Source organism: Mesobacillus subterraneus, assembly GCF_003937825.1.
Classification (GTDB): Bacteria; Bacillota; Bacilli; order Bacillales; family Cytobacillaceae; genus Mesobacillus; species Mesobacillus subterraneus.
In genome coordinates this window covers 32,494-51,040 of the sequence record NZ_RSFW01000015.1, presented here as the reverse complement: position 1 = coordinate 51,040, position 18,547 = coordinate 32,494, and the positions used below count along the sequence as shown (strand labels likewise).

General features: G+C 44.0%; 19 protein-coding genes. All 19 read right to left on the bottom strand.

Annotated features, from left to right (window positions below; genetic code table 11):
- Positions 1-15: 15 nt before the first annotated feature.
- Positions 16-1,281 (bottom strand): tetratricopeptide repeat protein, encoded by a 1,266-nt coding sequence (locus tag EJA10_RS13975; protein ID WP_125480712.1) that lies wholly within the window; start codon positions 1,279-1,281, stop codon positions 16-18.
- A gap of 81 nt (positions 1,282-1,362) precedes the next feature.
- Positions 1,363-2,268 (bottom strand): hypothetical protein, encoded by a 906-nt coding sequence (locus EJA10_RS13970; protein ID WP_125480639.1) that lies wholly within the window; start codon positions 2,266-2,268, stop codon positions 1,363-1,365.
- 203 nt (positions 2,269-2,471) lie between these two features.
- Complete coding sequence (gene aroA / locus EJA10_RS13965) at positions 2,472-3,758, bottom strand: 3-phosphoshikimate 1-carboxyvinyltransferase (protein ID WP_125480638.1); 1,287 nt, start codon at positions 3,756-3,758, stop codon at positions 2,472-2,474.
- A gap of 17 nt (positions 3,759-3,775) precedes the next feature.
- Positions 3,776-4,882: a prephenate dehydrogenase gene (locus tag EJA10_RS13960; protein ID WP_125480711.1), complete on the bottom strand. Its 1,107-nt coding sequence runs from the start codon at positions 4,880-4,882 to the stop codon at positions 3,776-3,778.
- 15 nt (positions 4,883-4,897) lie between these two features.
- Positions 4,898-6,001, bottom strand: coding sequence for a histidinol-phosphate transaminase (gene hisC, locus EJA10_RS13955; RefSeq protein ID WP_125480637.1), 1,104 nt, complete (start codon positions 5,999-6,001; stop codon positions 4,898-4,900).
- A 106-nt stretch (positions 6,002-6,107) separates the two neighbouring features.
- On the bottom strand, positions 6,108-6,464 hold the full coding sequence (aroH, locus tag EJA10_RS13950) for a chorismate mutase (protein WP_125480636.1): 357 nt from the start codon (positions 6,462-6,464) through the stop codon (positions 6,108-6,110).
- Positions 6,461-7,552, bottom strand: a complete 1,092-nt coding sequence (aroB, locus tag EJA10_RS13945) for a 3-dehydroquinate synthase (protein ID WP_125480635.1) — start codon at positions 7,550-7,552, stop codon at positions 6,461-6,463. The genes aroH and aroB overlap by 4 nt, the downstream gene beginning before the upstream one ends.
- 2 nt (positions 7,553-7,554) lie before the next feature.
- Positions 7,555-8,727, bottom strand: a complete 1,173-nt coding sequence (aroC, locus tag EJA10_RS13940) for a chorismate synthase (protein ID WP_125480634.1) — start codon at positions 8,725-8,727, stop codon at positions 7,555-7,557.
- 509 nt (positions 8,728-9,236) lie between these two features.
- The gene (locus tag EJA10_RS13935) at positions 9,237-10,010 is read right to left on the bottom strand and encodes a CheR family methyltransferase (protein ID WP_125480633.1); all 774 of its coding nucleotides are present in this window, start codon (positions 10,008-10,010) and stop codon (positions 9,237-9,239) included.
- 158 nt (positions 10,011-10,168) lie between these two features.
- Complete coding sequence (gene ndk / locus EJA10_RS13930) at positions 10,169-10,615, bottom strand: nucleoside-diphosphate kinase (protein ID WP_125480632.1); 447 nt, start codon at positions 10,613-10,615, stop codon at positions 10,169-10,171.
- Positions 10,616-10,706: 91 nt separating this feature from the next.
- Positions 10,707-11,669: a heptaprenyl diphosphate synthase component II gene (hepT, locus tag EJA10_RS13925; RefSeq protein ID WP_125480631.1), complete on the bottom strand. Its 963-nt coding sequence runs from the start codon at positions 11,667-11,669 to the stop codon at positions 10,707-10,709.
- Positions 11,670-11,906: 237 nt separating this feature from the next.
- On the bottom strand, positions 11,907-12,608 hold the full coding sequence (locus EJA10_RS13920; protein ID WP_125480630.1) for a demethylmenaquinone methyltransferase: 702 nt from the start codon (positions 12,606-12,608) through the stop codon (positions 11,907-11,909).
- Positions 12,609-12,612: 4 nt separating this feature from the next.
- Positions 12,613-13,440 carry a heptaprenyl diphosphate synthase component 1 gene (locus tag EJA10_RS13915; RefSeq protein WP_125480629.1) on the bottom strand — a complete coding sequence of 276 codons (828 nt, stop codon included), beginning with the start codon at positions 13,438-13,440 and terminating at the stop codon, positions 12,613-12,615.
- A gap of 354 nt (positions 13,441-13,794) precedes the next feature.
- The gene (mtrB, locus tag EJA10_RS13910; RefSeq protein WP_125480628.1) at positions 13,795-14,028 is read right to left on the bottom strand and encodes a trp RNA-binding attenuation protein MtrB; all 234 of its coding nucleotides are present in this window, start codon (positions 14,026-14,028) and stop codon (positions 13,795-13,797) included.
- A gap of 117 nt (positions 14,029-14,145) precedes the next feature.
- Complete coding sequence (gene folE / locus EJA10_RS13905) at positions 14,146-14,712, bottom strand: GTP cyclohydrolase I FolE (RefSeq protein WP_125480627.1); 567 nt, start codon at positions 14,710-14,712, stop codon at positions 14,146-14,148.
- Between the two features lie 192 nt (positions 14,713-14,904).
- Positions 14,905-15,177, bottom strand: coding sequence for an HU family DNA-binding protein (locus EJA10_RS13900; RefSeq protein WP_023627533.1), 273 nt, complete (start codon positions 15,175-15,177; stop codon positions 14,905-14,907).
- Positions 15,178-15,672: 495 nt separating this feature from the next.
- Positions 15,673-17,151 carry a stage IV sporulation protein A gene (gene spoIVA / locus EJA10_RS13895; RefSeq protein ID WP_125480626.1) on the bottom strand — a complete coding sequence of 493 codons (1,479 nt, stop codon included), beginning with the start codon at positions 17,149-17,151 and terminating at the stop codon, positions 15,673-15,675.
- A 245-nt stretch (positions 17,152-17,396) separates the two neighbouring features.
- A complete protein-coding gene (locus EJA10_RS13890; RefSeq protein WP_125480625.1) occupies positions 17,397-18,107 on the bottom strand; it encodes a hypothetical protein in 711 nt (236 codons plus the stop codon).
- A 28-nt stretch (positions 18,108-18,135) separates the two neighbouring features.
- Positions 18,136-18,336, bottom strand: coding sequence for a DUF2768 domain-containing protein (locus tag EJA10_RS13885; RefSeq protein WP_125480624.1), 201 nt, complete (start codon positions 18,334-18,336; stop codon positions 18,136-18,138).
- Positions 18,337-18,547 lie beyond the last annotated feature (211 nt).

Sequence of the window (18,547 nt, the reverse complement as noted above, 5' to 3'; positions counted from 1 at the left end):
ACTCAATTTTTTTGATCACCGATTCTCCGTCATACGCTCCAATAATTCACGGAATTCTTCATTGCCAGGTTCTTTTTCAACTAACTTACTAAAAATTTCGGCAGCCTCGGCCATTTTTCCTTCTTCAATTAAAAAATATCCATAATCCGTCAAAAATTCTTGGTTGTCTTTAAAGAAAGTATATGCCAGTTGGTATTTGTTTAATGCCTGTGAAAAATGTTCAATCTGCTGGTATGCAACTGCTTCATCCCAAAGCAGCTGAGGTTCTTCTTCCTCCTCATTTATATCGGCTTCCCTGATCAGGTCCAGCACATCTTCATAACGTTCCTGTTTAATCAGCAATTTGTTCAGGACGAGTACTCCTTCAGTGAAACCCGGGTCGACGGCAATTGATTCCCGCAACAACTGTTCGGCCGCTGCCTCATCCGGGAGTTTGAGAGCCAATTTCCCGCCATAATAAAACAAATCCTTGTTGAATTCATCCTGCTCTATTCCAAGCTTAAATGCTTCAAAAGCTTCTTCAACCATTTCTTCACGCTCATATGCCTTTGCCAGGTAAAGATAAAGTGAATGGTATTCAGGGTCCAAAGCCTTTAATTCTTCGAACTTTTCGATAGCTGTTTTATTATAGCCTGCCTGCAGGGCAGTAAAAGCAAAACCGAATAATGTATTTATTTCCAGCTTCTGTTCAATGGCTTTTTCATAGAATTCCAATGCTTCTTCAAATGATCCTCCAGCACTTAACGTTTCTGCCATCCTCTGGTTGATGTTCACTCCGCCAATTTCTTCATGATGTTTCAGGACGGCTGTATAGAATTCGATTGCTTCTGCAAGTTTTCCTTGATGTGCATATAATTCCCCAAGGGCAAAATCAATGACTGTTTCATCTGGAAGCAGCCTTTTTGCCTCAAGCAATTTGTTTTCACTCACCTCAAACAGGCCTTCCATTTGATAGAGGTCTGCCAGCAGCAGCAATGCCTGAGGAAACGAAGGGTCCGCCTTGTCCACATTTTCGAGAGTAAGCATCGCTTCTTCTTCCCTGCCCAGCTCAATTCTTGTTTCGGCCAGCATCACGTGCAGCTCGCCTTCCTCAGGATATCGACGCAACAGATTTTCCAACAGAGCTTCAGTTTCTTCCATGAAACCGAACCGAAAGAGTTCCTCTGCAAGCGTAAACTTTTCCTCATCGCTGCCTTTATCCATTATTCCCTGATAGGCGGACATTGCCTTTTCAAGTTGTCCATCCTCAATAAATTGTATTATTTCCTCTACTCCAACCATTACGATCATCCTATCCTTGAATTTAAGCTTTCCTTTCTCTTCGCTGCATTCAAGAACTAAACGCAGCATGGGAAAAGCGCTTCAATAATTTTCGGTAAAAAAACCTGGTGTCTTGATTATAACATTCTCTCCCTTCCCGGGACGATAATAAACCTCTGAGCCTGCCCGGAGGACCTTCCCCTTGTCCACTGTCACAACAAGATGCTTTGATTGGTAAAACAGACCTCGTTCATCCCTGTGTGTCGTCTCTGCATTTTTTTTGTAGAGGTTATAGCTTAGTTCGCCACCGCTCTGCAGGTTGGATTTAAGTGGAAAAATCCCTGTCTTTTTTAAGATAGACTTGGAAATTGGGACTGCCTCATCTAGATCCTCTGGAGCAGATGGTACCTTCTCTTTTTTCATCAATTCGCTCCATACGTTGATTTGGTACATGCGGTCTTTTTTGCCGCTGCTTTCAGGAAAAATTGGTATGAGTGGACAATTGTAAGGAAACAATGCTTCCCTGATCCAGCCCCATGGCATTTTGCCCAATTCACTTATATCCTGGATTTCCAAAAAGATTGCCGGTACCCGTGCACGTTTACACTTCCGGATAAATCCAGGAGTCAGGATCCTTGGCGGAATGCTTACAGCAAGAACGAAATCAATCGGGCTATCGATTAAATCGCTTTTAGCCTCCTTGAGTTTTTCTTCGAGCTCCCTTTCAAAACGGACGGTCACAGTCGTTAAAACAACCGTACTCCCCTTCATGATGAAGTTCCTTAAGTAGTATTCTTTCCTTTCCTTGAATGAACCTGTAAATGGAAGATTGGGATCAAAGAGGACATGAGTCGGGGTCATAATATACTCATCTGCATCCATGCGCAGATAATTATATCTGTTGAACCCAGATTTGGATGCTAAAATCCGTTGACCTTCAACAAGCATGCTGGTTTCTGTTAATGCTTGTCCCTTCATGAGGTGGACATTGTCTATAATGTAAGCCATAAAACCACTCCTTAATTGGTCTTATGACAAACTATGCTGGATTTCATGGATTATAACGGGAAGGCGTAACTACTTTTTTCAGTGACAGTTTTTAAGCATTAATGAATTGCATATTTCCTGCATGTGCTTCAGAATCAAAATGACCTTTAACAAAAAACATAAGGCCATCCTTGTTCCAGGATTGGCCTTTTAGAGGTTTAGCTTTAAGCTAATGAATACAAGACATCAAAGAATCCTGGATAAGAAACCGCAACAGATTCACTTTCTTCCAAGGTTACGTCGGATTCACAAAGAAGGGCGGCTATTGACAGCATCATGCCGATACGGTGATCGCCGTGAGCCGATACTGTTCCTCCATGGAGGTTCACTTTCCCTTCTATGATCATGCCATCCTCCGTTGCTTCGATTTTGGCACCAAGTTTATTTAATTCATTGACGACTGTATCAATACGGTTTGTCTCTTTCACCTTCAACTCAGCAGCATCTTTAATGACTGTTCTGCCTTCTGCCTGGGTTGCCAGCATCGCAATGACCGGAATCTCATCAATCAGGCGCGGTATCATTTCCCCTTCGATCGTTGTTCCTCTCAGTTCTGAGTACTTAATTGTGATATCTCCAGCTGGTTCTGAAGCTCGATCGCCATATTGTGCAATTGTGATATCTGCCCCCATAGAAGTGAGGACATCGATGATTCCTGTCCTGGTCGGATTCAACCCGACATTCTTGAGGAGGATATCACTTCCGGGAACCACTGCTCCTGCAGCGAGGAAAAAGGCCGCCGAAGAAATATCTCCTGGCACCGTGATACTTGCGGCCATCAGCTTCTGGCCGCCTTTTACTGAAATGATATCTCCATTACGGTCAACTTCCCCGCCAAATTGCCTGATCATTCGTTCGGTATGATCTCTTGTTTTGACAGGCTCAATTACGGACGTTATCCCATCAGCCTGCAGACCCGCAAGCAGGACTGCTGATTTCACCTGCGCGCTCGCTACAGGCAGTTCATATGTAATTCCCTTCAGCTTGTTTCCTTTTACGATCAGAGGAGTATACTCCCCGCCATTCTTCCCGGAAATATCCGCTCCCATTTCGGTTAACGGAGCGGTTACTCTTGTCATTGGCCTCTTGGCAATTGAAGCGTCACCTTCAAGGCGTGATTCAAACGGAAGTCCCGCTAAAATCCCCATCAACAGCCGGATGGTTGTTCCGGAATTCCCCACATCCAGGATTTGCTCTGTTCCTTTCAACCCTTCCGTTCCTTTACCAATGACAGTCACATGGCTGCCATCCTGGAGGATCTCAACCCCGAGTTTGCGGAAGCAGGAAATTGTACTAAGGCAATCTTCTCCCGGAAGGAAATTTTGAACCTTTGTGACACCATCCGCAATTGAACCAAACATGACGGCCCTGTGGGAAATCGATTTGTCTCCAGGCACTTGTATTTCACCTTTCAAAGAGGTGGTCTTGGTCGTAAGTTTTTTTGCTGACATCCTTTTTCTCCTTCAGTCTACTCTGCAACAGACGTTTCATAGTCTGTCAGGTTTTCGATAAATTGCCTTGCCCTGGCTCGGTCTTCAGGTGTTTGAAAACTAATCACCAGCACCCCATAAATATCTTCACGAGTTTCTATGATCCTAATATTCGTAATACTGATTCTTTCTTCAGCAAGATATCCTGTAATCTCGGAAATCACCCCTGGATAATCCGGAACATCGATGAATAGATCATAAAAGCTGGGAATGGCTCCTTTTTCCCGGGCAGGGAGGCCGTCCCGAAACTTTTTTGCCGAATCGAAGAAATTGTAGATAAGATCTTCATCTCCTCCGCTGAGAAGATCTTTCACCCTGTCCATTTCCCTCTGCCATTCAACCACAAGGGAAATAAGGACATCCCGATTCTGGATAAGGATATCCCGCCACATCCGGGGATTGCTCGAAGCGATTCTAGTAATATCCCTGAAGCCTCCTGCTGCCAGTCTTGATACTAGCGCATTCCCTTCGTTGGCTTTCTCGGCCTGGTGGACAAGGGAAGCTGCAATAATATGAGGAAAGTGGCTGACTACACCTGTCAGGAAATCATGTTCATCTCCATTTACATGAAGGAATCTCGCCTTCGTTCCCTTGAGCCAGATTGTTAGCTGCTGTACGGCTTCTTTACTTACTCCAGAAGCGGGGGTAAGCAAGTAAAAGGCATTCTCGAACAGGGTATGCTTTGCAGCAGCCACTCCGCTTTTGTGGGAACCTGCCATTGGATGGCCCCCAATGAAGGGAACCCCTTTTTCCGTCAGGCAGTTGGCTCCCTCCATGATCAATCCTTTCGTGCTTCCGGTATCGGTAATGAGTACACCTTCTTTTAAAGGCAATTCTGCTAACAGACTCATCATTTCCATAGCAGTTTTAACAGGGGTTGCAATAATGATTAAATCAGCTGCCACAGCGCCTTCCACTATGCTATCTGCAGCTCCATCTATAATGCCAAGCATTTTTGCCAGATCCACCTGATTCTGATTTACATCGAAGCCAATCAACTCGGATTCAGGATGGGCACCCTTGATGCAAAGTGCAAGGGAGCCTCCTATCAATCCGAGGCCGATGATCAATACACGGCCCTTCAAAATAACCACACGCCCTTAATTAGAAATGGGGGTATGAACCCGCAAATATTCTTTTATTGCTTCAATGACGCCCGTATTTTGTTCCATGGACCCAACCGTAATCCTTACACAGCTAGGAAAGCCGAGCGCCTTCCCCGACCGGACAATATATCCGCGTTCAAGAAGGAATTGGAACACATCCTGACCGTCAGCGTTAAAATCGATAAGTATGAAGTTTCCCTGGGATGGGTAATATTCCAACCCCGCCTGATCACAAAATTGATAGAATTGCTGTAACCCTGCACTGTTAGCCATTTTACATTTCTCTATGAACTCCTGGTCATCCAGTGCAGCAATAGCTGCTGCCTGGGCAAGGGAATTTACGTTGAACGGCTCTCTGACAGGCTCCAATGCTGCAATCGTTTCCTCATTGGCAATTCCATAACCAACCCTGAAGCTGGCGAGTCCATATATTTTGGAAAAAGTCCTCAAAACGATCAGGTTCTTATACCGATTAAGCAGCTGGAAAGAGTCATGGTAATCTTCCGCAGTCACATACTCAAAATACGCTTCGTCCAGTACGACGAGTACATCCTCTGGGACTTTTGCCATAAAATTTGTAAGCTCTTCATCGGTTATATGAATTCCTGTAGGATTATTTGGAGAACAAAGCCAGACAATTGAAGTACTTGCATCAATGGCAACCGCCATCGCCGCAAGGTCGTGTGCGCCATTCACCAGCGGGATTTCCTTAATATCACAACCCTCAATAATTCCATTGTGTTTGTACTGAGGAAATGTAGGTACAGCCATTACTGTATTCGTACCAGGGGAAAGCAGCCCTCTGGCAATCATCTGGATGATCTCATCTGAACCATTCCCTAGAATAAGCTGATTTTCCTTTACTCCAAGGTGATTCGCCAATTTGCTCCGAAGTTCTGTAGCATATCCATCAGGATAAATTGAAAATTGGCCATTAAAATCTGCAATTGCAGTTTTTACTCTATCTGAAGAACCAAACGGATTCTCATTGGAAGCCAGTTTTACGATCTCTGCTAGACCGTACTGCCTCTTTACTTCGTTAATTGATTTGCCAGGCTGGTACGGTTTTAGCTCTAGAAGCTGCTCTTTCCATCTCATCTTTTATCCACCTCATCTGCCATACTCTTTAATTCTCTATCTAATTAAAGTGATAAAGAATCTATAATCATCATACACCGTTTGACACTTCAGAAAAAGTATAAAATTATAAATCTGGTCTCAATCCAGCTGCACCTTCAAGATACACATGCTTTATTTCAGTTTGTTTTTTTTCCGTGTTCACATGGATCATGATCCTGATACATTTTTGAAGTGAGCCAGGGACATCCAGCTCCTGCATGCACATGACTGGAACATACGTCCAGCCCTCAATATTCCTTAACGCCCTGGCTGGAAAGGCTGCATCCACGTCTTCCGTTGCGGAAATGAAAATTGAGGCAACGTCATCCGGAACAATTTCGTTGGCACTGATTGTCTCGCTTAAGAGCCTTTCAGCTGCCTCAATTATTTCTTTTTCATCATTTTCGTTAACTGTTATTGCTCCTCTTATTCCCCTGATCATGTTCTCCCCTCCTCTTCAAACTTTTTAAGGTTCTTCATCAGGATATCTTCCTCGACTTCTTCAAGGACCGGTGACCCGACCTCTGACAAAAGCACAAAACGTACTGTGCCTCCGACTGATTTCTTATCCTGCTTCATTCTAGTGAGGAGACGTTCTGCTGAAAGGCCTTCTGGAATAGAATTCGGGAAGCCCAGACTTCCCAGCCAGCTCTTGAACATTTCAATATCAAACGCCAGGCCCTTCAGTTCGCTGCTCAATCGAAGCGCAAAGAGCATTCCGATGGCTACTGCCTCGCCATGCGTGATTTTTCCATAACCTGCTTCTGCCTCTATTGCATGGGCCAGTGTATGACCGAAATTCAAATAGGCCCGTACGCCCATTTCCTTCTCATCTTCCGAAACGACCTTCCCTTTAACCTGAATTCCTTTCGTTAAGCATTCAACTAATAAGTGATCTTCTATCTGCCGCAATGAACGTATTTCATTTCTCAGCCAATCATAAAATTTCACATCACTGATCAGGGAATGTTTAACCACTTCAGCGAATCCGGACCGTACTTCTTTTTCAGGCAGAGAAGATAAAAAATCCATGTCATAGACGACCGCCTCTGGCTGATGGAAAGCCCCAATCATATTTTTCCCTAAAGGATGATTGATTGCGACCTTTCCCCCAACCGCACTGTCATGCGCCAAAATGGTAGTTGGGACTTGTATGAAACGTATTCCCCTCATATACGTAGCTGCTACAAAGCCGGCCAAATCACCAACAGCGCCGCCACCAAAGGAAATTATCAGCGATTTCCTGTCGAGTTTATTTTCAAGTGCAAATGACAGACAGTCATAATAGACATCAAAGGTTTTAGCTTTTTCCCCTGAAGGAACGACTTTTACTATCAAGTCATTGGACATTCCCGATTGTTCCCGAAAATAGGAAAGGTGATGCTTGGCGACTGTTTCATCGGAAATCACCAAGGCTGTGGTGTATTCCACTGCGTTTTTTTCGAGGATTTCAGCCAAATTCTTGATTATTCCTTTTCCTATATGTACAGGATAGGTTTTCGAGTCAGTATGGATGGATATTTCCTGCATTGTTAAGATTCCCTCGCAGAACTTCTCTGTTCCTCGATTGATGCCTTGAGTGTTTCGAAGCGATCGGAATAAAATTGTTCGACCAGAGCAGAAGCAAGTTCCCAGGCCACTACATTTTCAGCGACTACGGCGGCGGCTGGCACTGCACAGCTATCTGATCTTTCAATACTCGCAGCGAAAGGTTCCTTGGAATCAATATCCACACTCATCAAAGGTTTGTACAGGGTAGGAATTGGCTTCATGACACCGCGGACAATGATTGGCATTCCTGTAGTCATGCCTCCCTCAAATCCCCCCAGGCGATTGGTTTTGCGGTAGTATCCCCTGCCTTCTTCCCAGGCAATTTCATCATGAACTTGACTGCCCGGTTTCCGTGCCGCTTCAAATCCAATGCCAAATTCAACACCTTTAAAAGCATTGATGCTGACAATAGCCGCAGCCAGCTTTGAATCGAGCTTCCGATCATAATGTACATAGCTGCCAACACCAGCTGGCATTCCCTCGGCAATGACTTCAACAACTCCTCCAATCGAGTCGCCGTTTTTCTTTGCATCGTCAATTGCGGCCATCATCTTTGCGGCTGCGTCAGGATCGTAGCAGCGGACAGGAGATTCTTCCGTTACTTCCCGCAGCTGCGATAATGAGCTGAATTCCAGTTTTTCAGCTTTCACCCCGCCAATCTCAACAACATGGGCCACGATCCGGATGCCAAGCAATGACAGCAATTGTTTGGCTGCAGCCCCGGCTGCCACTCTTACGGTCGTCTCTCTTGCTGAAGAACGTTCAAGTACATTCCGCATGTCCCGATGCCCATATTTGATTGCTCCATTCAAATCGGCATGGCCAGGCCGCGGACGGGAAATCTTCCGTTTGACTTCATCCGAAGTAAGATCACCCAGGGGCTCAGGTCCCATGATTCCTGTCCAGTGCTTCCAATCGTTATTTTCAACTACGAGCGCAATCGGTGATCCAAGCGTCATTCCATGCCTGATACCGGAAGTTATCTGAACCTGATCTTTCTCGATTTGCATTCTTCTGCCACGGCCATAGCCCTTTTGTCTGCGGCTAAGCTCCTGGTTAATGTCTTCTGCTACAAGCGGCATGCCGGCTGGCATACCTTCAATAATAGTTGTTAGCTGTGGGCCATGTGACTCTCCCGCTGTTAAATATCTCATACACTTTCTCCCTTCAACTCGCTAAAGGATTTGTTTTACTATATCACACACTTCAATAGAAAAATAGCAATAAATTTAATTATTTTGAAATTTATATTGAACCCTTTTAAGAATGAAGTCATTTTATCATGAAGGAAGGTGTCTCGCAAAAATTCATCGTCCTGGTTCAGATTACGATCCTCATGCTGGTATAAATTCTTCATTTATGAATTCGCACAAAAGAAAATGCTCTGTTAAACATAGTGTTGATTTTCTTTCCAGGCGCTTCGCTCTCCGCGGGCAGTCGGGGAGCCTCCTCGGCGCTTTTTGCGCCTGCGGGGTCTCCCCATGACATGCTCATCCCGCAGGACATTGAGTAAGCTTCCTCGAACCTGCCCACGCACGATGGAAATGCGGTAGCATTTTCGGAGGAGTCCTCGCGCCTTCCACTACAATCAACAGGTCTTTAAAACAACATTGGGCTTTAACAGAGCCAAAGAAAAAAGGAGCACGGGCATCCGGCTCCTGCTCTATTTCTTTCTGTAGAAAAAAGTATCTGCTGTTTCAAAATCGTATGTAGCAGGATTGAAAATCTGTTCGGTGCTGCCGACAAATAGAATGCCGCCTGTCCGCAATGCGCCGCTAAACTTACGGTAGATGCTTTCCTTTGCATCCTCTGTAAAATAAATAAGGACATTCCGGCAGACGATCAAGTCAAACGGACCGCCAAAATTGTCTGCAAGCAGATTTTGCTTCCTGAACGTCACCGTTTTTTTTATTTCATCTGCCACGGCAAAATAGGCTCCATCCTGTTTAAAATACTTTTGGACCATTTCCTTTGGAACTTCGTTGAGAGAACGTTCAGAATAAACGCCAAGCTTTGCTTTGGCAATAACATTCTCATCGATGTCCGTTGCCACGATCTGGACTCTGGACAAAGGCATTTGCTTCGAAAGCACCATGGCCAATGTATATGGCTCTTCTCCCGTGGAACAGGCAGCACTCCAGATTTTTGGATTCGAATTTTTCCTCAGCAACTCTGGCAGAATCGACTTTTCAAGAACTTCCCACCTTTTGGCATTTCTATAAAACTCAGATACGTTGATGGTCATCCTGTCCAGAAATTCATTCATAAGCTGTTGGTCGTTGTTTAGTGCCTGAAAGAACTCCTGGAAAGAGGAGTAGCCCTTCTTTTGATAGAGTGAAGTCAGCCTTCGCTTCATTTGGGCTTCTTTGTAAAGAGCAAGGTTAATACCCGTCTTTTGATAGATTTTCGAGATGAAGTTTTCATAGTCTTGCAGCATTTTTTTGCTCCTTATTCTTAACTAGAAAAAGTTGGACAATTTTATTATAGCGAAAAATGGTGAAACGGTAGAGTGTTTTTTTAGAACGCTGCTTTTTAAAAGAAAAAAGGCTGTCTATGGTCATTGACATGACCTGATAGACAGCCTCCATGTGGTTTTTAGTTAACCCACTCATTGATTAATTTGCTGTATTCTGCCAATTCTTCTTCTTTGAAGAAAAGTCCGATTTCGCGCTCAGCGCTTTCCGGAGAGTCAGATCCGTGAATGACGTTCTTCCCTACCGTTACACCGAAGTCTCCGCGGATTGTCCCAGGAGCTGCGTCCTTAGGGTTAGTAGCACCCATCATCTGGCGGGCAGTTGCGATTACGTTCTCGCCTTGCCATACCATTGCGAATACTGGGCCAGAAGTGATGAAATCTACTAATTCGCCAAAGAATGGACGCTCTTTGTGTTCGCCATAATGCTCTTCAGCAAGTTCTCTAGGGATGTTCATTAGTTTTGCGCCAACAAGCTGGAAGCCTTTCTTTTCAAAACGGGCAACCACTTCACCAATCAGGTTACGCTGCACACCGTCAGGCTTGACCATTAAATACGTCTTTTCCATGAGTTCCACTCCTAATTCATATATGTATGTGAACCGCTTACAAAAGCAACCCTTGAAAATAGTATCATTTTTTTGAAAAATTCGCAACTTGCTAATACTTGCGTTTGCCAATAAATTTAGCGATATCGCGCAATGACTTTTTCGCCTTGTTTGGCGGGAGTTCGTCCAGGATGGCAAGTGCTTTTTCGAGATAGCGGTCGCTGATTTCCAGGGACTTCTCGATGGCTCCTGACTCCAGGATCAATTTCAGGATATAATCAAGTTCTTCCCTGTCCATCCCTTCGTGAACTGTTTTGATTCTACTCCTGATTTGTTCATCCTTCATTGCATACAGTACAGGGAGTGTGATATTTCCCTGCAGGAGATCTCCGCCTGCTGGCTTTCCGAGCTCCTTTTCTGTACCAGTGAAATCGAGAACATCATCAGTAATCTGGAATGACATGCCCACATAATATCCGAACTTATACAGCTTTCGGTGATCCTTTTCCGATACTCCCGATACAACCGCTCCCAGCTGGCAGCTTGCCGCAATCAAGAGAGCTGTTTTCCGCTTGATCCTCAGCAAATAGTTGCGAAGATTCTGGTCAAAGTGATATTTGTCCTTGATTTGCTCGATCTCTCCAACACTCAATTCCACGATCGTATCCGATAGGATCTGATGCGCAACCGGGTTATTAATTTCTGTCATGAGTTCAAGTGCTCTCGCAAAAATATAATCCCCTGTATACATGGCAATACGGTTATCCCATTTAGCTTTGATGGTCGGCTGTCCCCTGCGCAGCTCGGCATCGTCAATCACATCGTCATGCACCAATGAGGCCATATGGATCAATTCAAGAGACACAGCAACGTTCTTGATGATATTTATATCGTATTCCCCAAACTTTCCCCCAAGCAGCACAAATACGGGCCTGATCCGTTTGCCTCCTGCTTTCAACAAGTGAAGACTTGCCTGTCTGAGCAGTTGGGAATCAGCCTGGATTGTCTCCTCCAGTTCTTTTTCAATAAGTGTCAAATCTGAATTCAAATATGTATATAACAGCTTCATTTTCATTATTATCCACCCAGCTTTTGCGTCCTGTACCTTATTTCGGAGCAACGGTGCAATCCATATACAGGAGGGAATTTTTCTGCTCGGGTTCACCGCGAGCTTCAATGTTCGTTTCCTATTACCATGGCGGCCAGGGTCAAATATGCAGGCAGCCATGGTAATCACGAGTCAAGCAAAATTAAAACAGGCCGACCTTCCTTGCCGAGCGAATAAGAAAAGGGCAGCCAGGGTCTTCTATTATTATTTACGGCCGATATGGACGGCAGCCACTCCGCCGCTATATGGTTTATATTCGACGTTTTTGAAGCCAGCATCCGAAAACATCTTTGCAAGTTCCTTCATAGCCGGAAAATCCTTTGCTGATTCCTGGAGCCATGAATACTCATCATAACTTTTGGCGAACAATTTGCCAAACATCGGCATGATGAACCTGAAGTATAAACGATATGCCTGTTTGAATCCTGGCATGGTAGGCTGGGATGTTTCAAGGCAAACTGCCATCCCCCCTGGTTTAAGGACTCTGTACATTTCCCTGAGCACCTGGTTGTAATCCGGGACATTCCTCAAACCGAACCCAATCGTCACATATTCAAAACTGTTATCTTCAAAAGGAAGTTCCATTGCATTTCCATGGATCAACGAAGCCTGTCCAAGCTCCCGGGCTTTCAGTTTTTCTTCACCGATTGTCAGCATATTCTTGCTGAAATCAAGCCCGACGACCTTCCCCTCTTTACCAGCAGCCTCTGCCAGCGCGATTGTCCAGTCCGCAGTCCCACAGCATACATCGAGTGCGCTTGCTCCATTTTGGACGTTCATTTTCTTCATAGTGTCATTGCGCCATTTTATATGCTGCTGAAAACTGATGACAGAATTCATTTGATCATAATTTTTATAGATCTTCTCGAAAACTCCATGAACTCTTTCTTCTTTCGATTGCTGCATTGCATTACCCTTCTTCCGCGAATTTTTTAGACATTGATTGGTGCTGTACGTCAATTAGCTTGATCCGATCTGCCAGCAGCTGATTCATACCCGGGAGATTCTTTAAAGCTTTATTGATGTTTGTCATGGAAAATTCAATATATCTCGCACAAATCGTCAATAAGTATTTTTGCTGTTCGGAAGATAGCTCTGCTGTACTCTGATCCAATTTTGGAAGTGCAATTTTTTTCAATGCATTGAACACCAGCGAGTTCCCGTTTTTCATGAATTCCCTTTCTTCCGAAAGCAGCCTTTTGACAAAAAGCCAGTTAGCAGCTATCTCATGCCAATCTGATGCATCAACATGATCCGCTACTTTCCCTACAAGGGTCGATTCAATCCGTTTCACAATTTGCATCAATTTGTCGATCGCTTCCGCATCTTTTTGATACAGTGAAATTTTAAGTTCATTGACTTCCTTTACACCGGCAGCCAGTTTCTTGATCAATTCAATATCATCCGTATCGGCCAGCAGCTTATAATATAGGCCGCTGAAATATATGCCTGCCAGCACTGTCAATTGACGGCGCTTATGGCTGTCATCCTCTTCACCTGGCAGTGAATTCTGGACATTCTCATGGGTATCAAGGGCGATTTGCAGGAGCATTGTAGTGATGGTGAAATTCACTGCTGTTTCTTGCTTAACCCCCCGCTGCCCAAGCAGCGAAATGAGAAGCAAGAGTCGATCATCGTCTATAACAGGAGATTCTACATGCTCCAGCAAATATGGATGCGAAAGTTTTTCGAGAAGAAGCTCTCTGATGCCATCTAATTTGTTTTGTAAATCTAGCAAAATAAATCACCCTTGTTCCCCTTATTTATGGTTGGATTGCCGGCGTGGGCAGAACAATTGAAAATTTAAAGGCTTTTTCTTAACTGTGATGCTCGAAAAAAAATCGACCGATTTCCGAACAACCGCATGGAAACCCAGAAGGCCTTGCCAGCGAAGGTTTTTGAGGAGCTGGTCAAGTTAAAACAGAACATAAAAAAAGCGCCTAAATAACTAGTTTGCAGTTTTACCGAACATTCCAAGGCAGTGACAATTATATCACAAATGATGTTAGCATGAACGCGATAATGAAAATTAAAGACTTTTTACAAGATTTTCACCGGATTTTGTAACAAAATAGTTGAATTTTGGCACCATCTATTTTTTCTCGCTCTCAATTTCCCCGAACGGTGTCACAATCTTCGCATGGCCTCTGATTTTTATTGCTGATGTATGTTCCGTAAACTGGGCGATCATGACTTCGCCCTGGTCAAGCTTTTCAGAATGGTGGAATCTCGTGTCCGTCCCTCTAGTCAGGCCAATCACATTCACTCCATCCTCAATCGCCTTAATCACGACAAAATCTGTATTCATACTAGATTTCTTATCCATTATTATCCCCCTTGCAGGATAGATTATGTCTGCCGCATCATCTCCATGTTACCGGCAGAATAAAGGCCAAAAGATACGGCAAAAGGCTAAAAGTATCCCTTTCAGCCCTGAAAAAAATTATGACTTGATTAATGACAGGATTTCCGCTCGTGCATTCACATCTTCCGCCAGTGTCCCTCTTACTGCCGAGGTGACAGTTTTAGAACCTGGCTTCTTTACTCCGCGCATGGTCATGCACATATGTTCTGCTTCCACGACGACCATCACTCCATGAGGATCAAGCTTCTCCATGATTGCATTCGCAATGGTTGAGGTAATCCGCTCTTGCAGCTGTGGCCTTTTAGCAACAGCTTCCACTGCCCTTGCAAGCTTGCTTAAGCCTGTTACCTTCCCGCCCCTAGGAATGTAAGCAACATGGGCTTTGCCGAAAAACGGCACTAAGTGATGCTCACACATTGAATAGAATGGGATATCTTTTACCAGGACCAATTCCTCATGATCCTCACCGAAAATGGTCTCGAAGTATTCTTTAGGGTCCTGGTTCAAGCCTGAGAAAACTTCCTCGTACATCTTAGCGACTCGCTTGGGTGTATCCAGCAGCCCTTCCCTGTTCGGGTCTTCACCGACCGCTTCCAATATTAAACGTACCGCCTCTTCAATTTGGGCACGATTGACGTTTGACATCTGCGTATCCTCCTATGTTCCACCAATCTCATTATAACCCTGCATACAATGGCAACTATTTGATTATAATATTTTCATCTTAGCATAACCATTTCCACGCAAGCAAAACTTAATGTTTTGCGCATGGAAAAAAGGCCGCGAACGGGTCGCGGCCTTTTTGTTTTAAGCATACGCTCAATGCGTCGTATGTAATTATTTCACTGCATCCTTAAGCGCTTTACCTGGTTTGAAAGCAGGCACCTTGCTTGCAGAGATTTCGATTTCGTCTCCAGTTTGTGGGTTGCGGCCTTTACGGGCAGCACGCTCACGAACTTCGAAGTTACCAAAACCGATCAACTGTACTTTGTCCCCATCTTTAAGTGCATTTAAGATTGAATCAAAAACAGCGTCAACTGCTTTTGTTGCGTCCTTCTTTGAAAGCTCGCTCGCTTCTGCAACTGCATTGATAAGTTCTGTTTTGTTCATGCCATTCACCTCCTCCCAAAGAGATCCCATTGCTCAGAAATTAAGCATCTTTACTACATTTCTAAACAAAACATATGAATTCTATACGTTGTTGAAAGATTTTATTTCCATAGTTTGCAAAAAACTATGGAAAGTGAACCTAAAACCGCCAGAACGCCTGTTATATAAGGGTTTGACAGCCACAACGCTAATTCTGTTAAAAGATTATCATAATGTTTTAGTCTTATCAAGATAATTTCAATAAATAATGGGAATCTTTTCTTCTTTGAAACATATTTGTAATATGTTAACCCTTTTTACATACCCGAGCCCTGTAAATTCAAACATTGTCAATACATTTTAAGGCTTTTTTACTGTCTGGCTCTTCCTTCTGAAACTGCCTGATTACCTAGAGAAAATTATTTTAGAAGATTTTTACGATAAATCCATGACTATCCTGGTTCGATTCTCCAGGAATGAATGTACAAAACAAAAAGACTCCCATAAGGAGTCCCATTATAATATGATGGCAATCAGGCCGCCGGAGCCTTCGTTTATGATGCGTTCCAGCGTTTCTTTTAGTTTGTAACGTGCATTTTCCGGCATCAAGCTTAACTTGGCTGAGATCCCTTCTCTTACGATGGAACTCAAGCTCCTGCCAAAAATATCTGAATTCCAGATTGATAGCGGATCGTCCTCGAAGTCCTGCATCAGATAGCGGACCAGTTCCTCGCTTTGCTTTTCTGTTCCGATGATTGGCGAGAATTCTGATTCAACATCCACCTTGATCATATGAATGGATGGTGCGACTGCTCTTAAGCGAACACCGAAACGTGCACCCTGACGGATGATTTCCGGCTCCTCGAGGCTCATATCAGTCAGTGACGGGGAAGCGATTCCGTATCCTGTCTGCTTAACCATCTTCAGAGCATCAGATATCTGGTCAAACTCCGCCTTAGCATATGCGAATTCTTGCATCAGCTCCAGCAAGTGATCTTTGCCGCGGATCTCGACACCGACAATTTCCTTCAGAATATCATCATAAAGATCATCTGGCGCGTAGAGATCAATTTCAGCAACGCCCTGGCCCATTTCAATGCCTGCGAGGCCTGCACGGTCAATGAACTCAAAATCGCTGAATTGATGGACAACTCTGTCAACATCACGCAGCCTCTTGATGTCTTTGACTGTCTCTTTGACTGCTTCCTGGTAGCTCTCACGCAGCCAGTGATTTTCGCGAAGCACCATCACCCAGCTTGGCAGGTTGACGTTCACTTCAAGGACAGGGAATTCATACAACGCTTCCCTCATCACATTCATGACATCTGATTCTCTCATGCTTTCAACACTCATCGCGAGGACCGGAATATCATACTTATCAGCTAACTGGGAACGCAGTGTTTCCGTATTAGGATGATACGGCTGGGCACTGTTTACTACCATGATAAACGGCTTGCCGACTTCTTTAAGCTCTTCGATCACTCTTTCTTCTGCTTCAATGTAATCCTGTCTGGGGATTTCCCCAATTGTCCCATCCGTCGTAATAACGACACCCAGTGTAGAATGCTCCTGAATAACCTTCCTTGTTCCAATTTCAGCTGCTTCATGGAAAGGGATTGGTTCCTCATACCAAGGTGTGTTGATCATTCTTGGCCCATTTTCATCTTCATAACCCTTTGCTCCCGGAACTGTATAGCCAACGCAATCAACGAGCCTAATATTTACATCCAGACCCTCATCCACATGGACGGTTGCAGCCTGGTTCGGCACGAATTTTGGTTCAGTTGTCATAATAGTTTTACCTGCTGCGCTCTGTGGCAGCTCATCAAGCGCCCGAGCCCTTTCAGCTTCATTATTGATATTAGGTAAAACCACCAGCTCCATAAACTTTTTGATAAAAGTGGATTTTCCGGTACGTACTGCACCGACAACCCCCAGGTAAATATCGCCGCCAGTCCTCTCGGCGATATCCTTAAAAATATCTACCTTTTCCAAGTGATCCCCTCCCGATCATAGAGTTAGTGGGAATAAATTCATCCAAATTAGTAATCTGGGACAATATATATTTATGATGTTGTCCTATATCAATATGACAATTTTTTATATTTTTACCTCCTTAATTTTTTTATTTCACAAATAAAGACTCTTACAATTCCCTTTTATGAGAACAATTGATTTCTGTTTAAAGGCAAAAAAATAACCCTTCTTCTACAATATATTTTGCAGAAGAAGGGTTATGACTATTTTGCTAAAAACACTGGCTCTTTAGTAGACTTGTCAATGGTATATGGCAGAGAATAGGCTGGGACGAACATGGAGCCGTCAACGAGGAGGCCGCGGATATCCTCGCCTTCCTTGAACTCCCGATCAGAGTTTTGCAGTGCCCTGTACAGGTCGCTTCTGTAGTCCACATATATTTCCCCATCCGTCGAGAGAATGAAGTGCAGATTCTGGTTCGTGAAAGGACTTGTAACCACTGGCTCCTCTTTATAACCTATTTTCTTGAAATCAATCGTATAAACATGATCCGCGATTTTTTCCTTGTACGGAGGATAGCCTGTTGCATTGATCCTCATTTTTATTTCACGGATTGTTTCCGCCATTCTTAAATCAAGCAGCTTCACTGTAGGATTTGTCTCCACATCTACCAGGACATACTGAAACAGCCCGCCATTTTCATAGGCGTTCCCGGGAGCTTCGGAAAGATACCTTGGAACAATCTTCTTGAAGTCTATAGGATACTTCTGATAAATCGGTGTCTCAGCATCTTTCGTTTTGATTGGCAGGAGTCCGCCATTCGCTTCCTTGTATTGATTGACAGCAGATTGAACACTGTCAAGCTGGTCTTTATAAGGCACCTGATTCTGGACAAGTTTTTCTTCAGGATACATACAGCCAGTCAATGTCACTAAAACGAGTATGACTGACAGGTAAAAACGTACTTTGTTCATTGACCCCAACCCTTTAATCCTATGTATTTTATTCACTTGTCGGGCCGCTGAACACAACCAAAAAGATAATTAACCCGGCTGTGATCATCAACACGTAGGCAATGATTGCCGTCGCTACTTTGAAAAATCCCTTCAGCTTGAAGCGGCTTAAGTAAATCGCAAACAATGATGCAATCATACAGCCCATTCCAAAAAAAGATATATACATTTTCATTAATGCGGGTGACAAACTGAACCCCTCCCTTTTCCGAGAAGTATTATAACATAAGCAAGCAGTACTAATGCAATTTTAGCACAAATATTTGCCGGTCCAGGGCAAAAAAAAGCTGAAGTAAAGAAGGGGCGGTCAACTTTACTTCAGCCTATATTGACTAAATACCCTAACACCCAGTTCAAACCACCAGTTTGCTTCGTTGCATCTTATGCAAGCATGGTCGAAC

Bases quoted from the DNA above. Each gene is read 5' to 3' on its own strand.
- EJA10_RS13890 (WP_125480625.1), bottom strand. From the start codon at position 18,107: ATGAACAAAGTACGTTTTTACCTGTCAGTCATACTCGTTTTAGTGACA.
- ndk (WP_125480632.1), bottom strand. From the start codon at position 10,615: ATGGAAAAGACGTATTTAATGGTCAAGCCTGACGGTGTGCAGCGTAAC.
- EJA10_RS13975 (WP_125480712.1), bottom strand. From the start codon at position 1,281: ATGGTTGGAGTAGAGGAAATAATACAATTTATTGAGGATGGACAACTT.
- hisC (WP_125480637.1), bottom strand. From the start codon at position 6,001: ATGAGATGGAAAGAGCAGCTTCTAGAGCTAAAACCGTACCAGCCTGGC.
- EJA10_RS13920 (WP_125480630.1), bottom strand. From the start codon at position 12,608: ATGCAGCAATCGAAAGAAGAAAGAGTTCATGGAGTTTTCGAGAAGATC.
- hepT (WP_125480631.1), bottom strand. From the start codon at position 11,669: ATGAAAATGAAGCTGTTATATACATATTTGAATTCAGATTTGACACTT.
- mtrB (WP_125480628.1), bottom strand. From the start codon at position 14,028: ATGGATAAGAAATCTAGTATGAATACAGATTTTGTCGTGATTAAGGCG.
- folE (WP_125480627.1), bottom strand. From the start codon at position 14,712: ATGTCAAACGTCAATCGTGCCCAAATTGAAGAGGCGGTACGTTTAATA.
- aroH (WP_125480636.1), bottom strand. From the start codon at position 6,464: ATGATCAGGGGAATAAGAGGAGCAATAACAGTTAACGAAAATGATGAA.
- aroA (WP_125480638.1), bottom strand. From the start codon at position 3,758: ATGTCAGCAAAAAAACTTACGACCAAGACCACCTCTTTGAAAGGTGAA.
- aroB (WP_125480635.1), bottom strand. From the start codon at position 7,552: ATGCAGGAAATATCCATCCATACTGACTCGAAAACCTATCCTGTACAT.
- EJA10_RS13970 (WP_125480639.1), bottom strand. From the start codon at position 2,268: ATGGCTTACATTATAGACAATGTCCACCTCATGAAGGGACAAGCATTA.
- aroC (WP_125480634.1), bottom strand. From the start codon at position 8,727: ATGAGATATTTAACAGCGGGAGAGTCACATGGCCCACAGCTAACAACT.
- EJA10_RS13900 (WP_023627533.1), bottom strand. From the start codon at position 15,177: ATGAACAAAACAGAACTTATCAATGCAGTTGCAGAAGCGAGCGAGCTT.
- EJA10_RS13935 (WP_125480633.1), bottom strand. From the start codon at position 10,010: ATGCTGCAAGACTATGAAAACTTCATCTCGAAAATCTATCAAAAGACG.